This is a genomic window from [Ruminococcus] torques ATCC 27756 (genome assembly GCF_000153925.1).
Classification (GTDB): Bacteria; Bacillota; Clostridia; order Lachnospirales; family Lachnospiraceae; genus Mediterraneibacter; species Mediterraneibacter torques.
In genome coordinates this window covers 354984-372332 of the sequence record NZ_DS264345.1, presented here as the reverse complement: position 1 = coordinate 372332, position 17349 = coordinate 354984, and the positions used below count along the sequence as shown (strand labels likewise).

General features: G+C 41.4%; 16 protein-coding genes. 2 read left to right on the top strand and 14 right to left on the bottom strand.

Annotation, left to right across the window (positions count from 1 at the left end):
* Position 1: 1 nt before the first annotated feature.
* The 10 genes from RUMTOR_RS02950 to RUMTOR_RS02905 form a co-directional block, all read right to left on the bottom strand.
* Positions 2-910 carry a phosphotriesterase family protein gene (locus RUMTOR_RS02950; RefSeq protein ID WP_009242271.1) on the bottom strand — a complete coding sequence of 303 codons (909 nt, stop codon included), beginning with the start codon at positions 908-910 and terminating at the stop codon, positions 2-4.
* Between the two features lie 36 nt (positions 911-946).
* On the bottom strand, positions 947-2224 hold the full coding sequence (locus tag RUMTOR_RS02945; protein WP_004845590.1) for a PTS ascorbate transporter subunit IIC: 1278 nt from the start codon (positions 2222-2224) through the stop codon (positions 947-949).
* Positions 2225-2238: 14 nt separating this feature from the next.
* Complete coding sequence (locus tag RUMTOR_RS02940) at positions 2239-2505, bottom strand: PTS sugar transporter subunit IIB (protein ID WP_004845589.1); 267 nt, start codon at positions 2503-2505, stop codon at positions 2239-2241.
* Complete coding sequence (locus RUMTOR_RS02935) at positions 2502-2966, bottom strand: PTS sugar transporter subunit IIA (RefSeq protein WP_004845588.1); 465 nt, start codon at positions 2964-2966, stop codon at positions 2502-2504. Before RUMTOR_RS02935 ends, RUMTOR_RS02940 begins: the two co-directional genes overlap by 4 nt.
* A complete protein-coding gene (locus RUMTOR_RS02930) occupies positions 2956-4836 on the bottom strand; it encodes a BglG family transcription antiterminator (protein ID WP_004845587.1) in 1881 nt (626 codons plus the stop codon). Before RUMTOR_RS02930 ends, RUMTOR_RS02935 begins: the two co-directional genes overlap by 11 nt.
* Before the next feature lie 241 nt (positions 4837-5077).
* On the bottom strand, positions 5078-6328 hold the full coding sequence (locus tag RUMTOR_RS02925; protein ID WP_009242275.1) for a glutamate-5-semialdehyde dehydrogenase: 1251 nt from the start codon (positions 6326-6328) through the stop codon (positions 5078-5080).
* A gap of 137 nt (positions 6329-6465) precedes the next feature.
* The gene (locus RUMTOR_RS02920) at positions 6466-7647 is read right to left on the bottom strand and encodes an iron-containing alcohol dehydrogenase (protein ID WP_009242276.1); all 1182 of its coding nucleotides are present in this window, start codon (positions 7645-7647) and stop codon (positions 6466-6468) included.
* Positions 7647-8471 carry a DNA-3-methyladenine glycosylase family protein gene (locus tag RUMTOR_RS02915; protein WP_004845584.1) on the bottom strand — a complete coding sequence of 275 codons (825 nt, stop codon included), beginning with the start codon at positions 8469-8471 and terminating at the stop codon, positions 7647-7649. The genes RUMTOR_RS02920 and RUMTOR_RS02915 overlap by 1 nt, the downstream gene beginning before the upstream one ends.
* Positions 8472-8492: 21 nt before the next feature.
* Positions 8493-9836, bottom strand: coding sequence for a cytochrome c biogenesis protein/redoxin (locus RUMTOR_RS02910; RefSeq protein WP_004845583.1), 1344 nt, complete (start codon positions 9834-9836; stop codon positions 8493-8495).
* 263 nt (positions 9837-10099) lie between these two features.
* On the bottom strand, positions 10100-11425 hold the full coding sequence (locus tag RUMTOR_RS02905) for a class II D-tagatose-bisphosphate aldolase, non-catalytic subunit (RefSeq protein ID WP_004845581.1): 1326 nt from the start codon (positions 11423-11425) through the stop codon (positions 10100-10102).
* A 210-nt stretch (positions 11426-11635) separates the two neighbouring features.
* On the opposite strand from RUMTOR_RS02905, the gene fba reads away from it, so the two are divergent.
* Positions 11636-12487: a class II fructose-1,6-bisphosphate aldolase gene (fba, locus tag RUMTOR_RS02900; RefSeq protein WP_004845580.1), complete on the top strand. Its 852-nt coding sequence runs from the start codon at positions 11636-11638 to the stop codon at positions 12485-12487.
* A 91-nt stretch (positions 12488-12578) separates the two neighbouring features.
* On the opposite strand, the gene RUMTOR_RS02895 is transcribed toward fba, so the two are convergent.
* On the bottom strand, positions 12579-13115 hold the full coding sequence (locus tag RUMTOR_RS02895; RefSeq protein ID WP_009242277.1) for a hypothetical protein: 537 nt from the start codon (positions 13113-13115) through the stop codon (positions 12579-12581).
* Between the two features lie 28 nt (positions 13116-13143).
* Positions 13144-14292, bottom strand: a complete 1149-nt coding sequence (nagA, locus tag RUMTOR_RS02890; protein ID WP_009242278.1) for an N-acetylglucosamine-6-phosphate deacetylase — start codon at positions 14290-14292, stop codon at positions 13144-13146.
* Positions 14293-14406: 114 nt separating this feature from the next.
* On the opposite strand from nagA, the gene RUMTOR_RS02885 reads away from it, so the two are divergent.
* The gene (locus RUMTOR_RS02885) at positions 14407-15603 is read left to right on the top strand and encodes an AraC family transcriptional regulator (RefSeq protein WP_004845577.1); all 1197 of its coding nucleotides are present in this window, start codon (positions 14407-14409) and stop codon (positions 15601-15603) included.
* Between the two features lie 18 nt (positions 15604-15621).
* Here RUMTOR_RS02885 and yajC read toward each other — a convergent pair whose 3' ends face one another.
* Together yajC and RUMTOR_RS02875 are read right to left on the bottom strand one after the other, a co-directional pair.
* Entirely contained in the window at positions 15622-15909 is a 288-nt protein-coding gene (yajC, locus tag RUMTOR_RS02880; protein ID WP_004845576.1) for a preprotein translocase subunit YajC, read from the bottom strand.
* Positions 15910-16073: 164 nt separating this feature from the next.
* Positions 16074-17255 carry an SIS domain-containing protein gene (locus tag RUMTOR_RS02875; RefSeq protein WP_004845575.1) on the bottom strand — a complete coding sequence of 394 codons (1182 nt, stop codon included), beginning with the start codon at positions 17253-17255 and terminating at the stop codon, positions 16074-16076.
* Between the last annotated feature and the right edge of the window lie 94 nt (positions 17256-17349).

Here is a 17349-nt window from a genome sequence, read left to right as displayed (position 1 = left end):
CCTAATAAACTGCCAGCCATCGCTTTGGATTTTCAACAAAAATTTTATGAATCACGTCCTCATCCACCCCTTCGTCCAGAAGTCTTGGAATAAATTTTGTCTTGATATATCGAAATCCCGGACCTCCTCCGTATCCTTCCAGATAAGAGGCTCTCCCCATATCTCCCGAAATAAGAAGCTGATCAGCATATCCGTGAGATATCAATGACTTAATTAATGCAACTCTGATACTGTCAGGATAGTATTTTACCTTTCCCGGTCCATCAAATTGAATATAGATTCCCCGGTCAGCAAGTTTTAACAAATAATATTCATCCGGATTTCGATCTAAATGCCCTAAAGCAACAGTGGAAAAATCTACATTTTCCCGAGCAAGAATATCTAACAATTCCATTCCCATTGTTCCTGCTTCTGTATGTCCCCAGATCGGCGCTCCACACCTTTTCTGCGCCTGTGCCGCAGCAACTGCCGTCTTTTCTTCAAGTGGATGGATCATATTGTAATATGTTCCTATTTTTATGAATCCTGCTCTGATTCCGTCTCTCCCTTCCAAAATATCGTCTGCGAGAATATCGGAAATTTCTTCTGTACTTTTTTCTTCTACCCAATTCGGATAGTAAATATGTTTGTTAAATCCGGTCGTTGCAATGACATGAACTCCTGTCTCTTCAGACATTTTTTTTAAAAGAGACAGATTGCGCCCATAATCTAACGTAGACGCCTCTACTAATGTCTGTCCGCCTACAGACTTAAACAGCTTTAATTCTGCTACGCTGCCTTCATAATCGCTCACTTCCAAATCCCTGTCTTTCTGACATGTCGGCGGAACTGCATACAAATGTTCATGTGGGTATGTAAATCCCATCTCCTCTGCCTGAATATCTCCGCAAACTGTTCTTGCAAATTTCATTCTCATACCGCCTTTCTTCATTTTTCCGCTTTTCTTTTAAACTCCTGCAATCATTCCTATTAAACGCATAAATACACTTACCAGAATTGCATCTGTTGATGCAAACCACAGACCTTCCACTCCATATCCTGTCACATCAATTAACGGGTATGCCAACGCAACTATCAACGTAAATAAAAATCCTAACAGAAATGAAGCAACGACGCATCCTCTTTTTCCTCCTAATTTATCTCCAAATACTCCGGCAGCGCCTCCCATGAAAAACAATCCGATCACTCCCGGTAATACGACAACTTTCAACTGAGTTGAAATCAAAGTTGCAAGAATCCCGCCTACCATCGCGCAGAGGAAACCGACTGTTGTAGCAACCGGACCGCTTGCATAAAAGATCGGAACATCTAAAGCAGGTCTTGCACCGGGGATAAGCTTCTCGCTGATTCCTTTAAACGCCGGGATAATCTCACCCAGAAACATTCTGACACCTTGAAGAAGTACGAGTACTCCCGCTACAAATGTCATTGCCTGAATAACAGCATATACTATTATATTTTGTCCTCCCGCCAATTCTGAAACAACCTCTGTTCCTGCCATCAAAGCCGTGAAAATATAAACTACTATCATGACGATACTCATAAGAATCGACATATCTTTTAAAAAGTCCAGTTTATTCGATACTTTCACTTTTTCCCATGTATCTGTTTCTTCATCACGATTTTTCTTTCTGACCAGCCGACCTACAAATCCACTAAAAACAATCAGGGAACTTCCCCAAAATCCAAATGCAACTTCATCCGTCTTTAAAATTTTCCTTGTATAAGGCTGAGCGATTGCAGGAAATACGACCATACAAATTCCCTGGACAACAGAACCTATGGCAACTGCCATCCATCCGTTAATCCCCATCTGATCCAACACGATCGCCATAGTTCCCGCAAACGAAAACATCATATGCCCTGTCAGAAAAATGTACTTAAACGGAGTAATTCTCGCCAGAATAATATTAATCACAAACGATAAAAGCATAATCATAGGCGTTTCAAATCCAAGCACTGTCTGAACTGCCGCTACTAATGCGTTATCTTCCGGAACAACACCTGACATTCCAAATGCTGCATTGAACATTGTGCTAAACGGTGTCAGCGCAGATGCGATCAAACTTGATCCGGCGCTCAAGATAAGAAAACCCAACATTGTTTTCATCGTTCCCTGAATCACGGTTGACGGTCTGTTTTTCATTGCAATAAGACCGATCATCGCCACTAATCCTAATACAACTGTAGGCTCACTTAAAAATTTAACAAAAAAATTCACCATAATATACCGCCTCCTTACTTATTCAAATATGGTCTGATCTTTTCTTCGATTTCCGCTTTATCTAAGAGATTTGTAATTGCCAACACCGGAACATCTGCTTCGATCTGTTTTGCAATCTCTGACGATGCCACAATCAAATCGCAGCTTTTTCCTTTATAAGAACCTAGATCTGTTGCCTCACCTTCTACTGTAATCCCATACTTTCTTCCACTTTCTTTCACTGACATCAACAACATAAGACTTGTTCCAAACCCCATTCCGCACACTGTTACAACTTTCATCTTCTCGCCTCCTTTTCCATTAATTTTTCCAGTTCCTCATATGTATTCAAGGCTGCCAGTTTTTCAATCATCCGTTCACCTGCCAGCAAAGAACTCAAATCCTGCAAAAGCTCAATATGCCCATCATCTGACACCCCTCCGAGCGCGAACACAACCCAAACAGGATCATTACACGGATGATGAAAACAAACCGGTTCTTTTAACTTCACAAAACTAATACACGGTTCTTTTACATTTCCGCCCGGTCTTGCGTGCGGCAATGCCAATCCCGGAGCCATTACCATGTACGGTCCGAACCTTTGATAAGAATCGATCATTTCTTTTACATAACCTGCTTTTGCTTTTTTATTTTCTACAAGAATATTCCCACAATATTCGATCACTTCTTCCGGTGTAGACAAAAGCGGCGGATCTAACCGTACCATTTCTTCCGTCAGCATCTTTTTCAATCTATTTGCCATAATACACCTCCATACAGCGTTCTATCTCTTCCGCCGATTTACAGGACAACAATCTGTTCTTATCTTCTAAGTTCAAAAAGAGATGAAATATATATTCTAATTCTTCTTTCATACGCTCATCTCCCCGCTGAAAACATCCCATAACAACTAACTTTACCGATGTTCTCCCCCAAATAATCGGTTCTTTCAATAATGCAAACACAAGAAAGCTGCTTCCTTCGATCAAACCGTGAGGCATTGCGATTCCTTCCACTATTTCTGTTGATACCAAATTTTCGCGTCCTACAATTCCCTCTGCTTCTTGTTCCGTAATAAATCTTTTTTCTCTGCATAAGTCACATAAATAATTCAACAGCTCGATTTTTTCCATATATTGATCAATATACAAATACATTTTTGAGACGCTCTCATATCTCCACTTCCGGTGACGCGCTAAATTTCCGACAAGCTGTTCCAATGCAATCTGTTCTTTAATATCCAACATCGGCGACAGCCTCACCCACGGTTTTCCCATAATTTCAGGCTCTTCTACCGGAAATGTCGTAATAAAAAAGTCTGCTTCTTCCGCTTTTTTTCCCGCCTCTTCCAAAAGGCCTGTTCCTATTACTTCGAGATGTGGATATTTATTATGCAGTCTGCTTTCCAATAATTTTGCCGATCCGATTCCGCTTCCATAAATAATCGCACATTTCCACTTTTTCGACTTTAGACTTCTCTCCAAATAAGATGCAAAATGCATGCCCAAAAAACTGATTTCATATTTACTTAATGAAAGCTTCGTCCATACCGAAATTTCTTCTGCCACTTCCATCGCATAGTAATACGCTGTCGGATAACTTTCCAAGACATCATTGTAAAACAGATTTTCTGTTTCCATCCCTAAAAGATATCTGCTGAAATTCGATGCCAGATGAAGCACCAGTCCGTTTACTAAAATATCGTCCTGAAACAGATCTACCTTGTAATCATTTTTAATCCTCTGAAATGCTCTTTCTGTCATATCCTGATAGAATTGAAGATTTTTTTCATTAATGCTGTCTACATATCCGTTTTGCCAAAAAGCCTGCCTGTAAACAAGAGCAAGATAAATATTTTCTATTTCCTCATCAGATTTCGGACACACTGATGTTTCAATTCTCTTTTGTATGTTACGAACAACTTCCATATCATGATTTAAATGAACTGTCTGACTGATATTTGCAAAATAGTCAGTTTTAATCGTCTTTCCTATCGCAATCCTTTGCTTTTGTATCAGTAAGTATTTCAAAAAGAACAGTTCATTTTCTTTCCTTTTATGCACTGATTTTTGCGCAAGCTCCGCATCAATCTCACTTCTCACTTTTGCCAGCATTTCTCTTGGAACACGAAAAATCTTCTCCGTTTCTTCTAATGACTTTTTCTTCAGCAATTTATACAAATAGTTTCGTATATAAACTTCACTGCCTCCTATAAAAAAACCTACATACGGTTTGTTTAAGAGTCTGAGCCCTTCTCTTTCCAGCTTTTTCTCTACTTTTTCTATAATTCTGGACATACCTGATCTGCTATAATGCAAAAGTTCCGCAAGATCATCCAACTTACATGTCCGCTCGAAAAACAATTTAAAAAGTACTTTCGTCACTTCCACATCTTCTTCAACCGCCAACGCATCCCTGAATTTTTCTTCTTCAATAATCTCTAACCGATACCCTCTTCCTTTTACGGTATGAATAAAAAATCCATATTTTAAAGATTGTTCTTTTAATTCTTTCATATATCGGATTACTGTCCGCTGACTAATTCCAGCCAACTCCCCAAGTTCTTGTGAATTCAAAAATTCTTTTGAGGATTCCAACAGAGCCTCTAATAACTGCTTGTATTTTTCCTGCATCTTCAAGCTCTTGTCCTCCTTCCATACCTTTTCGCTGTTGTTACACTAATTATAATAATATCCATTTATGAAGTCGATATGTATTTATGGCAGTTGATACATGCCAATTTCCCATCCTCTTTCCTGCTCGACATTGATTTTGCATTGTGATCAGCCAATGACATTTGCAATATAAAAGAGAGTTAGGGCGCCTTCCTCAAGGAAGGCGCCCTAACTCTCTTTTTTGTTTTAACAGCTATAATTATTTTCTGATCTGACCGTTTCCAAATATAATATATTTTGTTGTAGTCAGCGCCTCGAGTCCCATAGGTCCTCTCGCATGAAGCTTCTGTGTGCTGATACCGATCTCAGCCCCGAAACCAAACTCAAAACCGTCTGTAAAACGTGTAGATGCATTCACATATACAGCGGCCGCATCGATCTCATCCTGAAACTTCAACGCATGATTATAATCATTTGTGATGATCGATTCAGAATGTCCTGTATTATATTTATTAATATGACTGATCGCTTCATCAATCGAATCCACTGTCTTGACCGAAATAATCGCATCGAGATATTCCGTTCCCCAATCATCTTGCGAAGCCGCTTTGATCTCAGGACATATTTCACGAACTCTTTCATCTCCACGGATCTCGATCCCGTGTTCACTCAGCTTTTTAACGATAGGCAGCAGCGCCTTTTCCAACATACCGCTGTGAATTACAAGCGATTCACATGCGTTGCAGACTCCCATCCTCTGTGTCTTTGCATTTTCGATAATATCTGCCGCCATACTGATATCTGCCGTCTCATCCACATACACATGACAGTTTCCCGTTCCTGTTTCAATAACAGGAACCGTACTGTTTGCCACAACATTTGCGATCAAACCTGCGCCTCCTCTCGGGATAAGCACATCGATCAAACCGTGCATCTTCATCATTTCATTCACAACTTCCCGGCTTGTATCCTCAACAAGAAGAACAAGATCCTGACAAAGTTTTTCTTTGCGCAATCCTGCTTTGATCACGCGCACGATTGCCTGATTTGAATAGATCGCATCGCTTCCGCCACGCAGGATCACTGCATTTCCGGTCTTAAAACAAAGGCCAAAAGCATCTGCTGTCACATTCGGTCTTGACTCATAGATGATTCCCACAACACCGAGCGGAACTCTCTTTTGCCCGATCCGCAGTCCGTTCGGGCGAACTTTCATCGATAATATTTCTCCGACCGGATCGTCAAGAGAGGCAATCTGCCGGAGTCCTTCCGCCATATCTGCAATTCTTTTTTCAGAAAGCGCCAATCGGTCGATCAAAGACTGTTTCACACCTTTTTCCTCTGCTGCCTTCAGATCTTTCTGATTCTCGGCAAGGATCAGCTCCTGCTGCATGATCAACTCGTCTGCCACTGCGCAAAGTCCTTTATTTTTCTCCGCTGTTCCCAGTTTTGCCGCTGCGACAGCCGCATGTTTTGCATGGTTTGCAAGCATTTCCATATATGATTCCATCATATGCTCCTTTCTTCCCGCCCGACATCAGGCAGTACGCATTATTATGGCTAGCTACTACAAATTTTTCTTATTGTATCACCTATCACACTTTTATGCCACCCTTTCTTCGTAAAACAATCTTTAAACGTAATCGTTCAGTCCGCGGCTTTTTGATAGATTCGATAAATATCTTCCTGATTTAATTTTTTCACACATCCGATTGTTCTCTTTCCGAAATGGCTGCACTTTAAAGCAAGTTCCTTCATCTGATCTTCGCTTACTTCAATGTTTAATCCGCCAAGATCCGTCGGCATTTCGATTTGTCTGAAAAAGTTTTCCATAGCTTCGATTCCCTTTTGTATTACTGCATTTTTGTCATCACCGTTTTCCACGCCCATAACATTAACCGCAAATTGTTCAAACCGATCCGGAAGAGCGTCACAAACGTAACGCGCCCAACTTCCCCATACCGCTGCAAGTCCTGCGCCGTGCGCCACATCAAACATTCCTCCGAGCTCATGTTCAAGCTGATGACACGCCCAGTCTCCGCCATCATTTCCGCACGCCATCAAACCATTATGTGAAAGGCTTCCCGCCCACATTACTTCTGCCCTTGCTTTATAGCACTGTGGTTCATCCATGAGGATTTTCGCATTTTTCATCACTGTACGAAGTAGATGTTCACTGATTCCATCCGTCAGTTCCATATTGTCACAATGATTAAAATATCTCTCCATCGTATGCATCATGATATCCACACATCCGCTTGCAGTCTGATATTTCGGAAGCGTCATTGTCAGTTCCGGATTCATAACCGCGAATTTAGGTCTGCAATAACTGCTGTTGTATCCCCGTTTCAGCCACCCGTTTTCATTTGTGATCACAGACGAATCACTCATCTCCGAACCTGCCGCCGCAATCGTAAGTACAACTCCGATTGGCAGACATCCGCAAGCCTGACGTTTTCTCTCGTAAAAATCCCATACATCCCCTTCGTTCTCAACGCCGTATCCAATCGCTTTCGCCGAGTCGATCACACTTCCGCCTCCGACTGCCAGAATAAAATCTACGCCCTCTCGCCGGCACAGATCGATTCCTTCATATACAAGCGACAATCTGGGGTTCGGAACGACGCCTCCAAGAGAAATATAAGAAATCCCTTCCTCATCAAGCGATGCGAAGATCCGATCAAGAAGGCCGCTTCTTTTTACACTTCCGCTCCCGTAATGAATAAGCACCTTCCGGCAGTTTTGCTCTTTGACAAGCTGTCCTGCTTTATTTTCCGTACCTTTTCCAAACACAACTTTTGTCGGCGCATAATATTGAAAATTTTCCATCATTTCTTTCCTCCTTTTAGATCATAATAAAAAATATACTGCTGCATCACACCCGCACATCCTTTATATTTCTCAAACGGAAACTTCCCGGCATATACGGTGTCAATTACTTTTTGTATATGTGTATCAACCGGAAATGCATCGAGCTTATGAAGTGCAAACAAACAGATACAATCGGCAACCTTGCTTCCGATACCTGAAAGTTTCAGCAATTCTTTCTTTGCTTCATCATAAGACATCTCTTTTATTTTTTCAAGATTAACAGTTCCCTCTGCCACCATTTCCGCAGTATTGCATAAATATTTGCTTCTATAACCGAGCTTAAGCGCCCGAAGTTCTTCTTCGGACGCCTGTACAAGCTGCTCTGCTCTCGGAAATGCATAATATACATGTCCTTCGCCGGTTTCTTTTTTATCTCCATACCGTTCACTGATTCTTTGTATCATCGATTTGATCCTCGGTATATTGCTCTGCTGGGATAAAATAAATGTTACGATCATTTCCCATAAATCCTGCTGCAAAATACGGATACCGCTTCCAAATCCTGCCGCCTTTTTTAAATATTCATCGTCTTTTATAAGCGAAAGATAATCTGCATAACATGTATCGAGGTCAAAATACGTTTTCCAAAATTGTTCAAATTCTTCTTGTGTACAGTAAAATCTTACTTTTTTCTGATCTTCCGCCACCTCGATTTTTAAATATCTGTCTCCCGCCGTCAATTCGTATACTTTTCCCGTTTCATCTGCCGGATCAAGTCTGAAACACTGACCCGAAGAACAAATCTGCGACACGGAAAAATTTTCTTTTTCTATTATAACCATCGTCTCTTCCTTATCTTTTCCTTACGGTGCTTTTCCTTCTAACGTCTGTTTTATAATGCTTCTCATAATATCTTCCGTAAGCTGTCCTGTCACATATCCATATAAATTTCCGTCACGATCGATCATATATGTCGTCGGAAATGCTGAAATTCCGTACCACTCGAACAGTTCTCCCGTTTCATCCATAAGTACCGGATATGTATATCCGTTTTCCTCCATAAATTTCGTAATATCCGAAACGGTTCCTTCCTGTCCGATTCCGGGTCCCGCGACTCCTAAGATCACCACTTCCGAATCATTCCCCATAACGGTGTATTCTTCATACAGTTTCTGTATTTCCGGCATTTCGCTGCGGCATGGTCCACACCACGTTGCCCAGAAATTCAAGAAGATAACCTTTCCTTTGTAATCCTCCAACTTATGAGATTTTCCGAACTGATCTTTTAATTCACCCATATGTGCACGGACTTTTTCCGGGTCCTGATCTTTTTCCTCTTTATCTGCTTTCCCACTTGCATTTTCTCCGGACGTATCTTTTCCGGATGTCTGCTCTTCATCCCCTCCTGAAGCATCCTTTTCATCCTGCTTTTTACCGTTTTCCTGCTTTCCCGATTCTGTTTTCTGCCCTGCCGAAGACAAATATCCTGTAATATCATTCATTTTCCCTGTAAACATAAGCAGTCCCATCAGCACCATGAGTACTCCGCCGATTTTCACTGTATAACGGACGATCTTCATATGCTTTTTGAAAAGATCTAAAAGCCGTGCAGTAAAAATGCCTGCCAATAAAAACGGCAAAATAAATCCGATCGTATACACTCCGATCAAAAGAAAACCTTTCGCTCCCGACTCTGCACTTCCAGCCATAAGGAGAACGCTTGTCAACGCAGGGCCTACACACGGCGTCCATGCAAAACTAAATGCGAATCCCATAATAAAAGCTGTGATCGGCGACATCGTCATTTTTTCAAGCCGAATCGGAAATCTATGTTCTGATCCGAGAACTTTGGAACTTCCAAATACTCCAAGCTGATACAGACCAAATAATACGACTAATATTCCCCCGACTCTGGCAAACAGCATCCTCTGCTCATGGAAGAAACTTCCGGCCGCCGACGCGCCCAGACCGAGTATAAAAAATGCGCTTCCTATGCCTACGGTAAAAAACAAAACTCTTAAAAACAGTTTCAGCCGATCTTTGTTCTTCTCACTGTTTTCACCCGTTCTGACCGCAGTATTCAAACCGCCTGACAAATAGCCAAGATAAAGTGGTACTAACGGCAATACGCAAGGGGAAAAGAAGCTTAATAGCCCCTGCATAAAAACTGTAAAAGCCGAAATCCCGGTTTCTATCGAAAATCCCATATGTTTCTCTCCATTCTTTTTATTATTTATCTTTTCTTTCCGTCTTTCTTTTGTACTTGCTTCGCTTTGTACGTTTTCTTTTCTTTTTAAATAATTTATAACATATTTTTCATATATGAGACAGTGATATTATCACAAAGCCAGCCTGTTTCTTACTTTCGAGTCTTTAAGGTCAAAGCTGTCGAGTTTTTCTCTTATCAAAAAAGCGTCTCGGAACAAAACTTTTTGTTCCAAGACGCTTCGTTATTTTTCTGTTCTTCTTTTTAGAGAAGTTCGTTCTGATGTGTTCCGTAAAGGTACTCGTCGATCGTATTGATGATACGGTCTTCGATCAGTTCTACCGGATCATTTTTCAAGTATCCTTCACGTACTTTCGTATACTGAATCGGCATGAACTGGCTGAGCAGGTTCAGCGGAATTCCGAGTGTACGCAAGTTTGTAAGCAGACGATCTGCGGCAGCTTCTACAGCCGGTGTCGGCATATAGTATCTGCAGCGGTCTGAGAAAGAATATTTTCTCTTCAGACGGATCTCAAGCTCTGTTCCCTGATAATGTTTCTTCCAGTTTTTATCGTTTTTAAGCATCTCCGCATCAAGAACTTCCGCAAATTTGCTCGGCTCTGTATCAGTTCCGTATATCAGCTCTTTTTCGATATTTTCCAGTGCGAACATTGCTTCACGCATAGCAAATGTAAGTCCCGGACCTACTTTCAAAATGCCGACTCCGTCTTCTACAAGCTCGCGCAGTTTGATCTTTGTTTGATAATCTGTAGAATGTCCTTCAAATACCAATGTCGGGAAATCTTTGATCGCAGCCATCAGATCTTTTGCTTTCTCACGATCATATTCTGTACATCCGCTGTCTTTTTCTTCTACACCCGGCTGAACAACAACTCCGATTACACGCTCCCATACATCTTTGTCAAGACCTTCTTTTGCAAAAGCTTTCTCAAATGCCGCAACTGTGTTCTTAAAATCTTCTACTTTCGTCACCTGAACTCCGTTATCTTCCGCTCCGACAGCTCCTCCCGGAATCGGCACTTCACTTCCGATTACATATACCGGCGGAATTGCTTCCGGATCACGCTCCAACAGCTCTTTATATGTCTCTTCCGCAACTTTTGCAAGATGAGCGCCGCGTCCTGCAATGATCTCGTCGGACAGACGAACGTCTTCCGGATCGCTGTTTACTTTCATACTTGTATCGATATGAATCTTTGTAAATCCTGCTGCAACATAGTGACGGATCAGTTCTTCCGAATCAGCCATCGCCTCTGCTTCATCTTTATACGCGAATGTAAGCGGTCCTAAGTGATCTCCTCCAAGGAAGATTCTGTTACGGTCAAATCCGTTACGATCAGCAATCTCAAGAACAAATTTTTTAAAATCGGCAGGTGTCATACCTGTATATCCGCCGTTTTGATCACACTGGTTTGCCGTACTCTCAATCAAAACACAGGATCCGTCTGAAAGTCCTCTTTTAAATGCCGCCTCGATAACATATCCGTTAGCGCTGCACACAGAATAGATTCCGACATTTTTACCCTGTTTCTGCAATTCAACAATTTTTTTTAATGGATTTTGACGCATGATAAACTCTCCTTTTCAATTTGCTTTGTTATATTTATCGTAGCACTTTCAATTTGCGCCTACTTTGGATTAATTAAACAATCATTTGCATTTTTTAAGAAAGTGCAAAATGAAAATGCGAAATCACATGTTCTGTGCTATACTTATACCGAAAATAATTAATAATAATGTAATCATTACATTAAATTCTAAAGAATCGAGGTTGATATTATGCCATTAGTTACAACAAATGAAATGCTGAAAAAAGCGCAGGCAGGACATTACGCAGTAGGCGCATTCAACGTGGAAAATATGGAAATGGTCATGGCGGTTATTAAAGCAGCCGAAGAGATGAACTCCCCGGTCATCATGCAGACGACTCCATCCACAGTAAAATATGCAGGACTTGATTATTATCTTGCAATGGTAAGAACAGCGGCTGAGCGCGCAAGCGTTCCGGTAGCGATCCATCTTGACCATGGCAGCAGCTTTGAGTTGGCAATGCAGGCTCTTCGCACAGGATATACTTCTATCATGATCGATGGTTCTCACGGCTCTTTTGAAGAGAATGTTGCCCTGACACGCAGAGTGGCAGACGCATGTCTTCCTTCTCAGATCAGCGTAGAAGCTGAACTCGGTAAAGTCGGCGGTAAAGAAGATGACCTTGAAGCAGAGAATGATTCTCCGTATACAGATCCTCAGCAGGCAAAAGAGTTTGCAGAACGTACAAACGCAACTTCACTTGCAGTTGCAATCGGAACAGCACACGGTCTGTATCAGGGCACACCAAAACTTGATTTTGAACGCCTTGCGGCAATCCGCGAAGTTGTGTCTATTCCGCTTGTACTTCACGGAGCTTCCGGCGTACCGGACGACGCAGTACGCGAATCCATCCGCCTTGGTATCTGTAAAGTAAACTTTGCTACAGAACTTCGTATCGCATACAGCGACGGTGTGAAAAAATACCTTGCGGAAAATCCGGACGGTTTCGATCCGAAAAAATACGGAGCTGCAGGTATGGAAAATGTTACAGCTCTCGTAAAAGAAAAAATCAGCGTATGCGGATCTGAAGGACAGGCTTAATCATAAGCTTCTCCTTTGCAAAAACATAAAAATACAGACCGGAGATTTCAAACTTCTCCGGTCTGTATTTTTATGTTCATCTTCTCTACATTTATTTCATTTTAGTCAGAGCAACGATATGCAAAATCGCAAAGTACACACCGACAAGTGCGATTCCTCCGCTGAGTACGCATAACCCAACAGAATACTTTTCTACATATGCATTTAATATTACAAGCACTGCTAAAAGGAGATACAAAACAATAAGAACGATCACTTTTCCTTTTGCTTTGTTTTCCACGATGTATTGAAGCGCTGAAACACGACGTTCAAAATCCACATCGTTTACCACTTCCAGCTTTTTCAAAAATCCCCGCCGAAAAGCAAATTCCGCAATCGCCATCATCACTGCCCAGGCAACCGCAGCCTGAAGCCATGTCAAAAACGTTGCCCCAAACAAAATTGCCGCAAACAAAAGTACAACAAAACGGTTTTTAAAAAACAGAGCCGAGTTTTCATGTTTTTTATCTACGAGATACCCTTTTTTGGTAATCATATCGTAAAAAATAACCCGTCCTTTTTTATCTGTATAAATATTTCTTCCTGAAAGGCGGATCTTCTCCACCGGTTTCGATTTTTTCTTAGCCATTTTTAATCATTCCACAATCTTTCATTTTCTAGTTTTTATCTAACATTGCTTTTCCCATGCAATATGTCTGAAGTACCTGATAATCACGGTCAAGAACAACAAGGTCCGCATCCAATCCCACTTTAATAGAACCTTTGCGATCATCGATCTTCAGGCAGGCAGCCGGGTTCTTTGTACATGAGTTAATTGCCGTATCTACCGGAACAAGCGCTTCTTCGATCAGAATACGCAGTCCTTCATTGATATGAAGAGTCGATCCCGCCAAACCTTTTGAAGACGTCAGATGTGCGCTTCCGTCTTCATAAATCTCAATCTCGTTTCCTCCGAAAATAAATTTCGATCCTGCCGGTGATCCTTTTGCCATAAGCGCATCACTGACCATGATTCCGTAATGAGGTCCTTTTGCTTCAAAGAACTGATGGAGTGCTAACGGTGTTGAATGATTGCCGTCGCAAATAATCTCGCCATACATGCTCTTCATTCTATATGCAGCGCCTACAAGTCCGTTCGCACGGTGATTAAACGGTGTCATTCCGTTATATACATGTGTCATCGATCTTGCGCCATGGGCAAATGCCTGTACCGCTTCTTTGCTCGTTGCCGCCGAATGTCCGATACTCACAACTACCCCGTTTTCCGCACAGTAACGTGTCAATGCGAAATCATCATCTGTCTCTGTTGCCATCGTAATATATTTTATTAATCCATTTGCCGCTTCCTGATATTTCTTAAACTGCTCTACCGTAGGTTTTACAATGTACTGTTCCGGCTGTGCTCCCTTGTACTTCATATCAAGATACGGACCTTCAAAGTGAACTCCTAAAATCTCTGCTCCTTCATAACCGTCTTCAACAACTTTCGCCACATTTTTCAAGGCATTTGTCAACACTTCTTCACTCTGCGTGATAGTTGTCGCAAGAAGAGCCGTCACTCCTTCATCTACAATATTGCGCACCCAGTAACGAAGTCCGTCTTCTTTCGCATCATTCGTATCAAAGCCGTAAGCTCCGTGACAGTGCACGTCAATGAATCCCGGCAAAATACGGTTATCTCCGTAATCACAATCTACCGGATGAGTTCCGTACTCATAGATATCGACAATTTTTCCGTCTTTCACTTCAATCTGTGCTTCTACAAACTGATCTGCAAACCAAACTTTTTTACTTTGAATAATCATTACAATTCCTCCTGTCTTTCGCGGGACATACAAATCCCACATCTTGATTTTTGTTAAAAAATGTTGTATTATTTAAAAAGTACAAATCGTTTTTTACAACCGAGGTATCCCATCATGACAAATCAACAGATAACAAATAAATTTGAACCTTTTGGGGCGTTTTATGATGAACCGCTCGACACTCAAAAACATAATTTAAATCAATGGGAGTTTTCTGCATCTTCAAAAAAACTAGATACTCTCTTTCTTTTTCCGTGCGAAGTATATATAGAATGCCCCGCCGGATTGGGACTTTTGCTTATCGCTACAGATCCTGACATGACGGAGTTAAAAACATTTCCTCTGCGTCACAATTTAAAACTTGCTCCGAATACCGCATTTAATGTGATTCCACTGGCCTCTTCTCTTACGTGGAATATCCTTATCGGGAAAAACTGCTGTAAAGAACAGCAACTGACAGATTTTACAAAACCACTGTCAACTCCGTATACATATCAGCCTGTATCTGTGCCGTTCCACTTAAGGCGAATCCTTGATTGCTGGTTTACAAAGCAGTCCAAAGCATGCCACATTGTACAGCCTGCACACAAATCATATGAACTGATCTATGTGTACGAAGGCAGTCTGGATATCACCCTCTCTTCCGGAACGAACACACTTCAGCCTCATGACTTGATCATATACCGCTCTGACAAAGCCGACTTATCCGTACAAAACGGCTGCTCATATCTCACAGTCGTATTTGAAGTAAATCACAGGCGTTCTCTGCATATCCTTAATCATACATTTCACTGTACAAGCGAAATGCAGCAGATCCTTTGGAAACTTTTGATCGAAAGCGAAGAACATTCCTACTATACTCATACTTTAATGGTCTGCTATCTTCAGGAAGTTCTCCTGCTGATCATGCAGTTCTATGAGACAATGAACCATAAAACACTCTTAACTGACAGCAAATCGGCTCAAAACGACCTTCTGTCTGAGATTCTTGCTTACATGAACAAGCGTCTTACCGAACCGCTCACGATAGAAGACATCTGTCATGAATTTTTTATCTCACGTTCTTCTCTGCAAGCGCTGTTCAAGACTCACCTGAACACCTCGCCAAAGAACTATCTGCTCAATATTAAACTTCAAAAAAGTAAAGAGCTGATCCGCGAGAATCAATACACAATCAGCGAGATCGCATACAGACTCGGTTTCAGCTCTATCCACTACTTTTCGAGGTTGTTTAAAAAATATTTTAACACAACGCCAAGCGACTATGCCAGAAAAGCAGCCGAAAACCAAAACCGCCAAAACAAACCCTGATCACATCTGAATGATATTTTAGTCTGTGATTACGTTTTGAATGCTGTATCGGGAAATTTGGATCACAGTGCTTTTGTTGATCTCCACATCGATCACATCGTTTTTGATCTTAACGATCTTTCCGTAAATACCACCCGCGAACATGATGCGCGCTCCAACTTTGATTGCACCTTGCAGATCGCGCATCGCTTCGCGGTTTTTCTTCATGTTTCTTGAAGACATTGCGATCAGAACGATTGCACAGATGCCGACAAGTACCGCAACTGTAACACAAGTCCATATGATAACTTCACTGTTAATAGCCATAATTATATTTTATCCTCCTTATCGGAACATGGTCTGCCTTTCGGCAAACCATGTTCTTTTTGTAACGGTGACAAACCAAAGTCCGGACTTTTCCAAAACCTTGGCGACCGCTTACAATCCCGAAATATACCTTTTGGCATTTCCGGTAATTCTTTCGGTCAGTCTTATTTTCTTGTATACGGATAAAGTGTAACACCTTTTACAACTCGGTTTACTTCACCTGTCGGACACGGATTATCCGGTGTGATATCAAGTGAAAGTGATTTAAGAACTGCCAGTGTCTGTGCAAACAAGATATAATCCAATCCAAGAAGAATGTTTTCATTCTCTTCTTTCATGTCATATACAACTGTGTAGTCTGCAAGTGCTGAAACAGCTTCATCTGCACTGCTCATAACAACTACGATCTTGTTTCCTTTTCTCTGTCCGCTCATTTCTTTGAGAAGGTCCACTTCATACTGTCTTGTATAAGCTTCATCGCTCAAATATACAACTGTTAATGTTGTATCGTCAACGATTGATTTCGGTCCGTGACGGAATCCCATCGGTGTGTCATACATTGTAACAACACGTCCGGCTGTCAGTTCAAGCATTTTAAGGGCAGATTCCTGAGATGTTCCTTTTAATGTGTTGCTTCCAAGATATACGATACGTTCAAAATTGTATTCATCAACGATCTGCTGAGCGACACTGTAATGATTGTCAAGGAAGTTCTGTCCTGCTGCTGCGATCTTGCGAACTTTTTCAACTGTCTCTTCCAGCTCGTTCAGGTGGAAGCAAAGATATGTTGCAAGATACATGTTAGAATAGCTTGATGTCATTGCAAAGCTCTGATCATGTGTCTCATCTGTCAGATTGATTGCGTAGCAGTTATGTGTCTCTGCCGCACGTTTGGAAAGAGCTCCGTTTTTATTACATGTTACAAAAAGGTGATAAACATTATCACATACGCTTTCTGCCGCATCTACCGCTCCGACAGACTCCGGTGAATTTCCCGAACGTCCGAAACTGATCAGAAGAGTCGGTTTCGTGCGAGACAAATATGCTTCCGGCGTAGCGACAATATCTGTTGTACCGTAAGATTTTGCTTTGTGATTCAGCAGACCGGAAAGATGTGCAAATAATGCATTTCCTACAAATTCACTTGTTCCTGCTCCTGTAAGGATCACATCGAAATCATCACATTTGATAACCTGATCGATAAATTTCTGAAGTTCTTCTTTGTTCTCCTCGATCTGACGGCATGTCTTCTCCCATGTCGCCGGCTGCTGATAGATCTCCGTTAATGTAAATGTTGAAGATGTTTCTTTCATTTTGTCTTCTGTAATACCAAAAATTGTACTCATGATTTATCTCCTTTCGTGCTGCTTTTTGCAGCGTGTTTTATAGTATGCAGTTAATATTCAGACTTACGGCTGTATCGTCTTTTCCGCGAATATC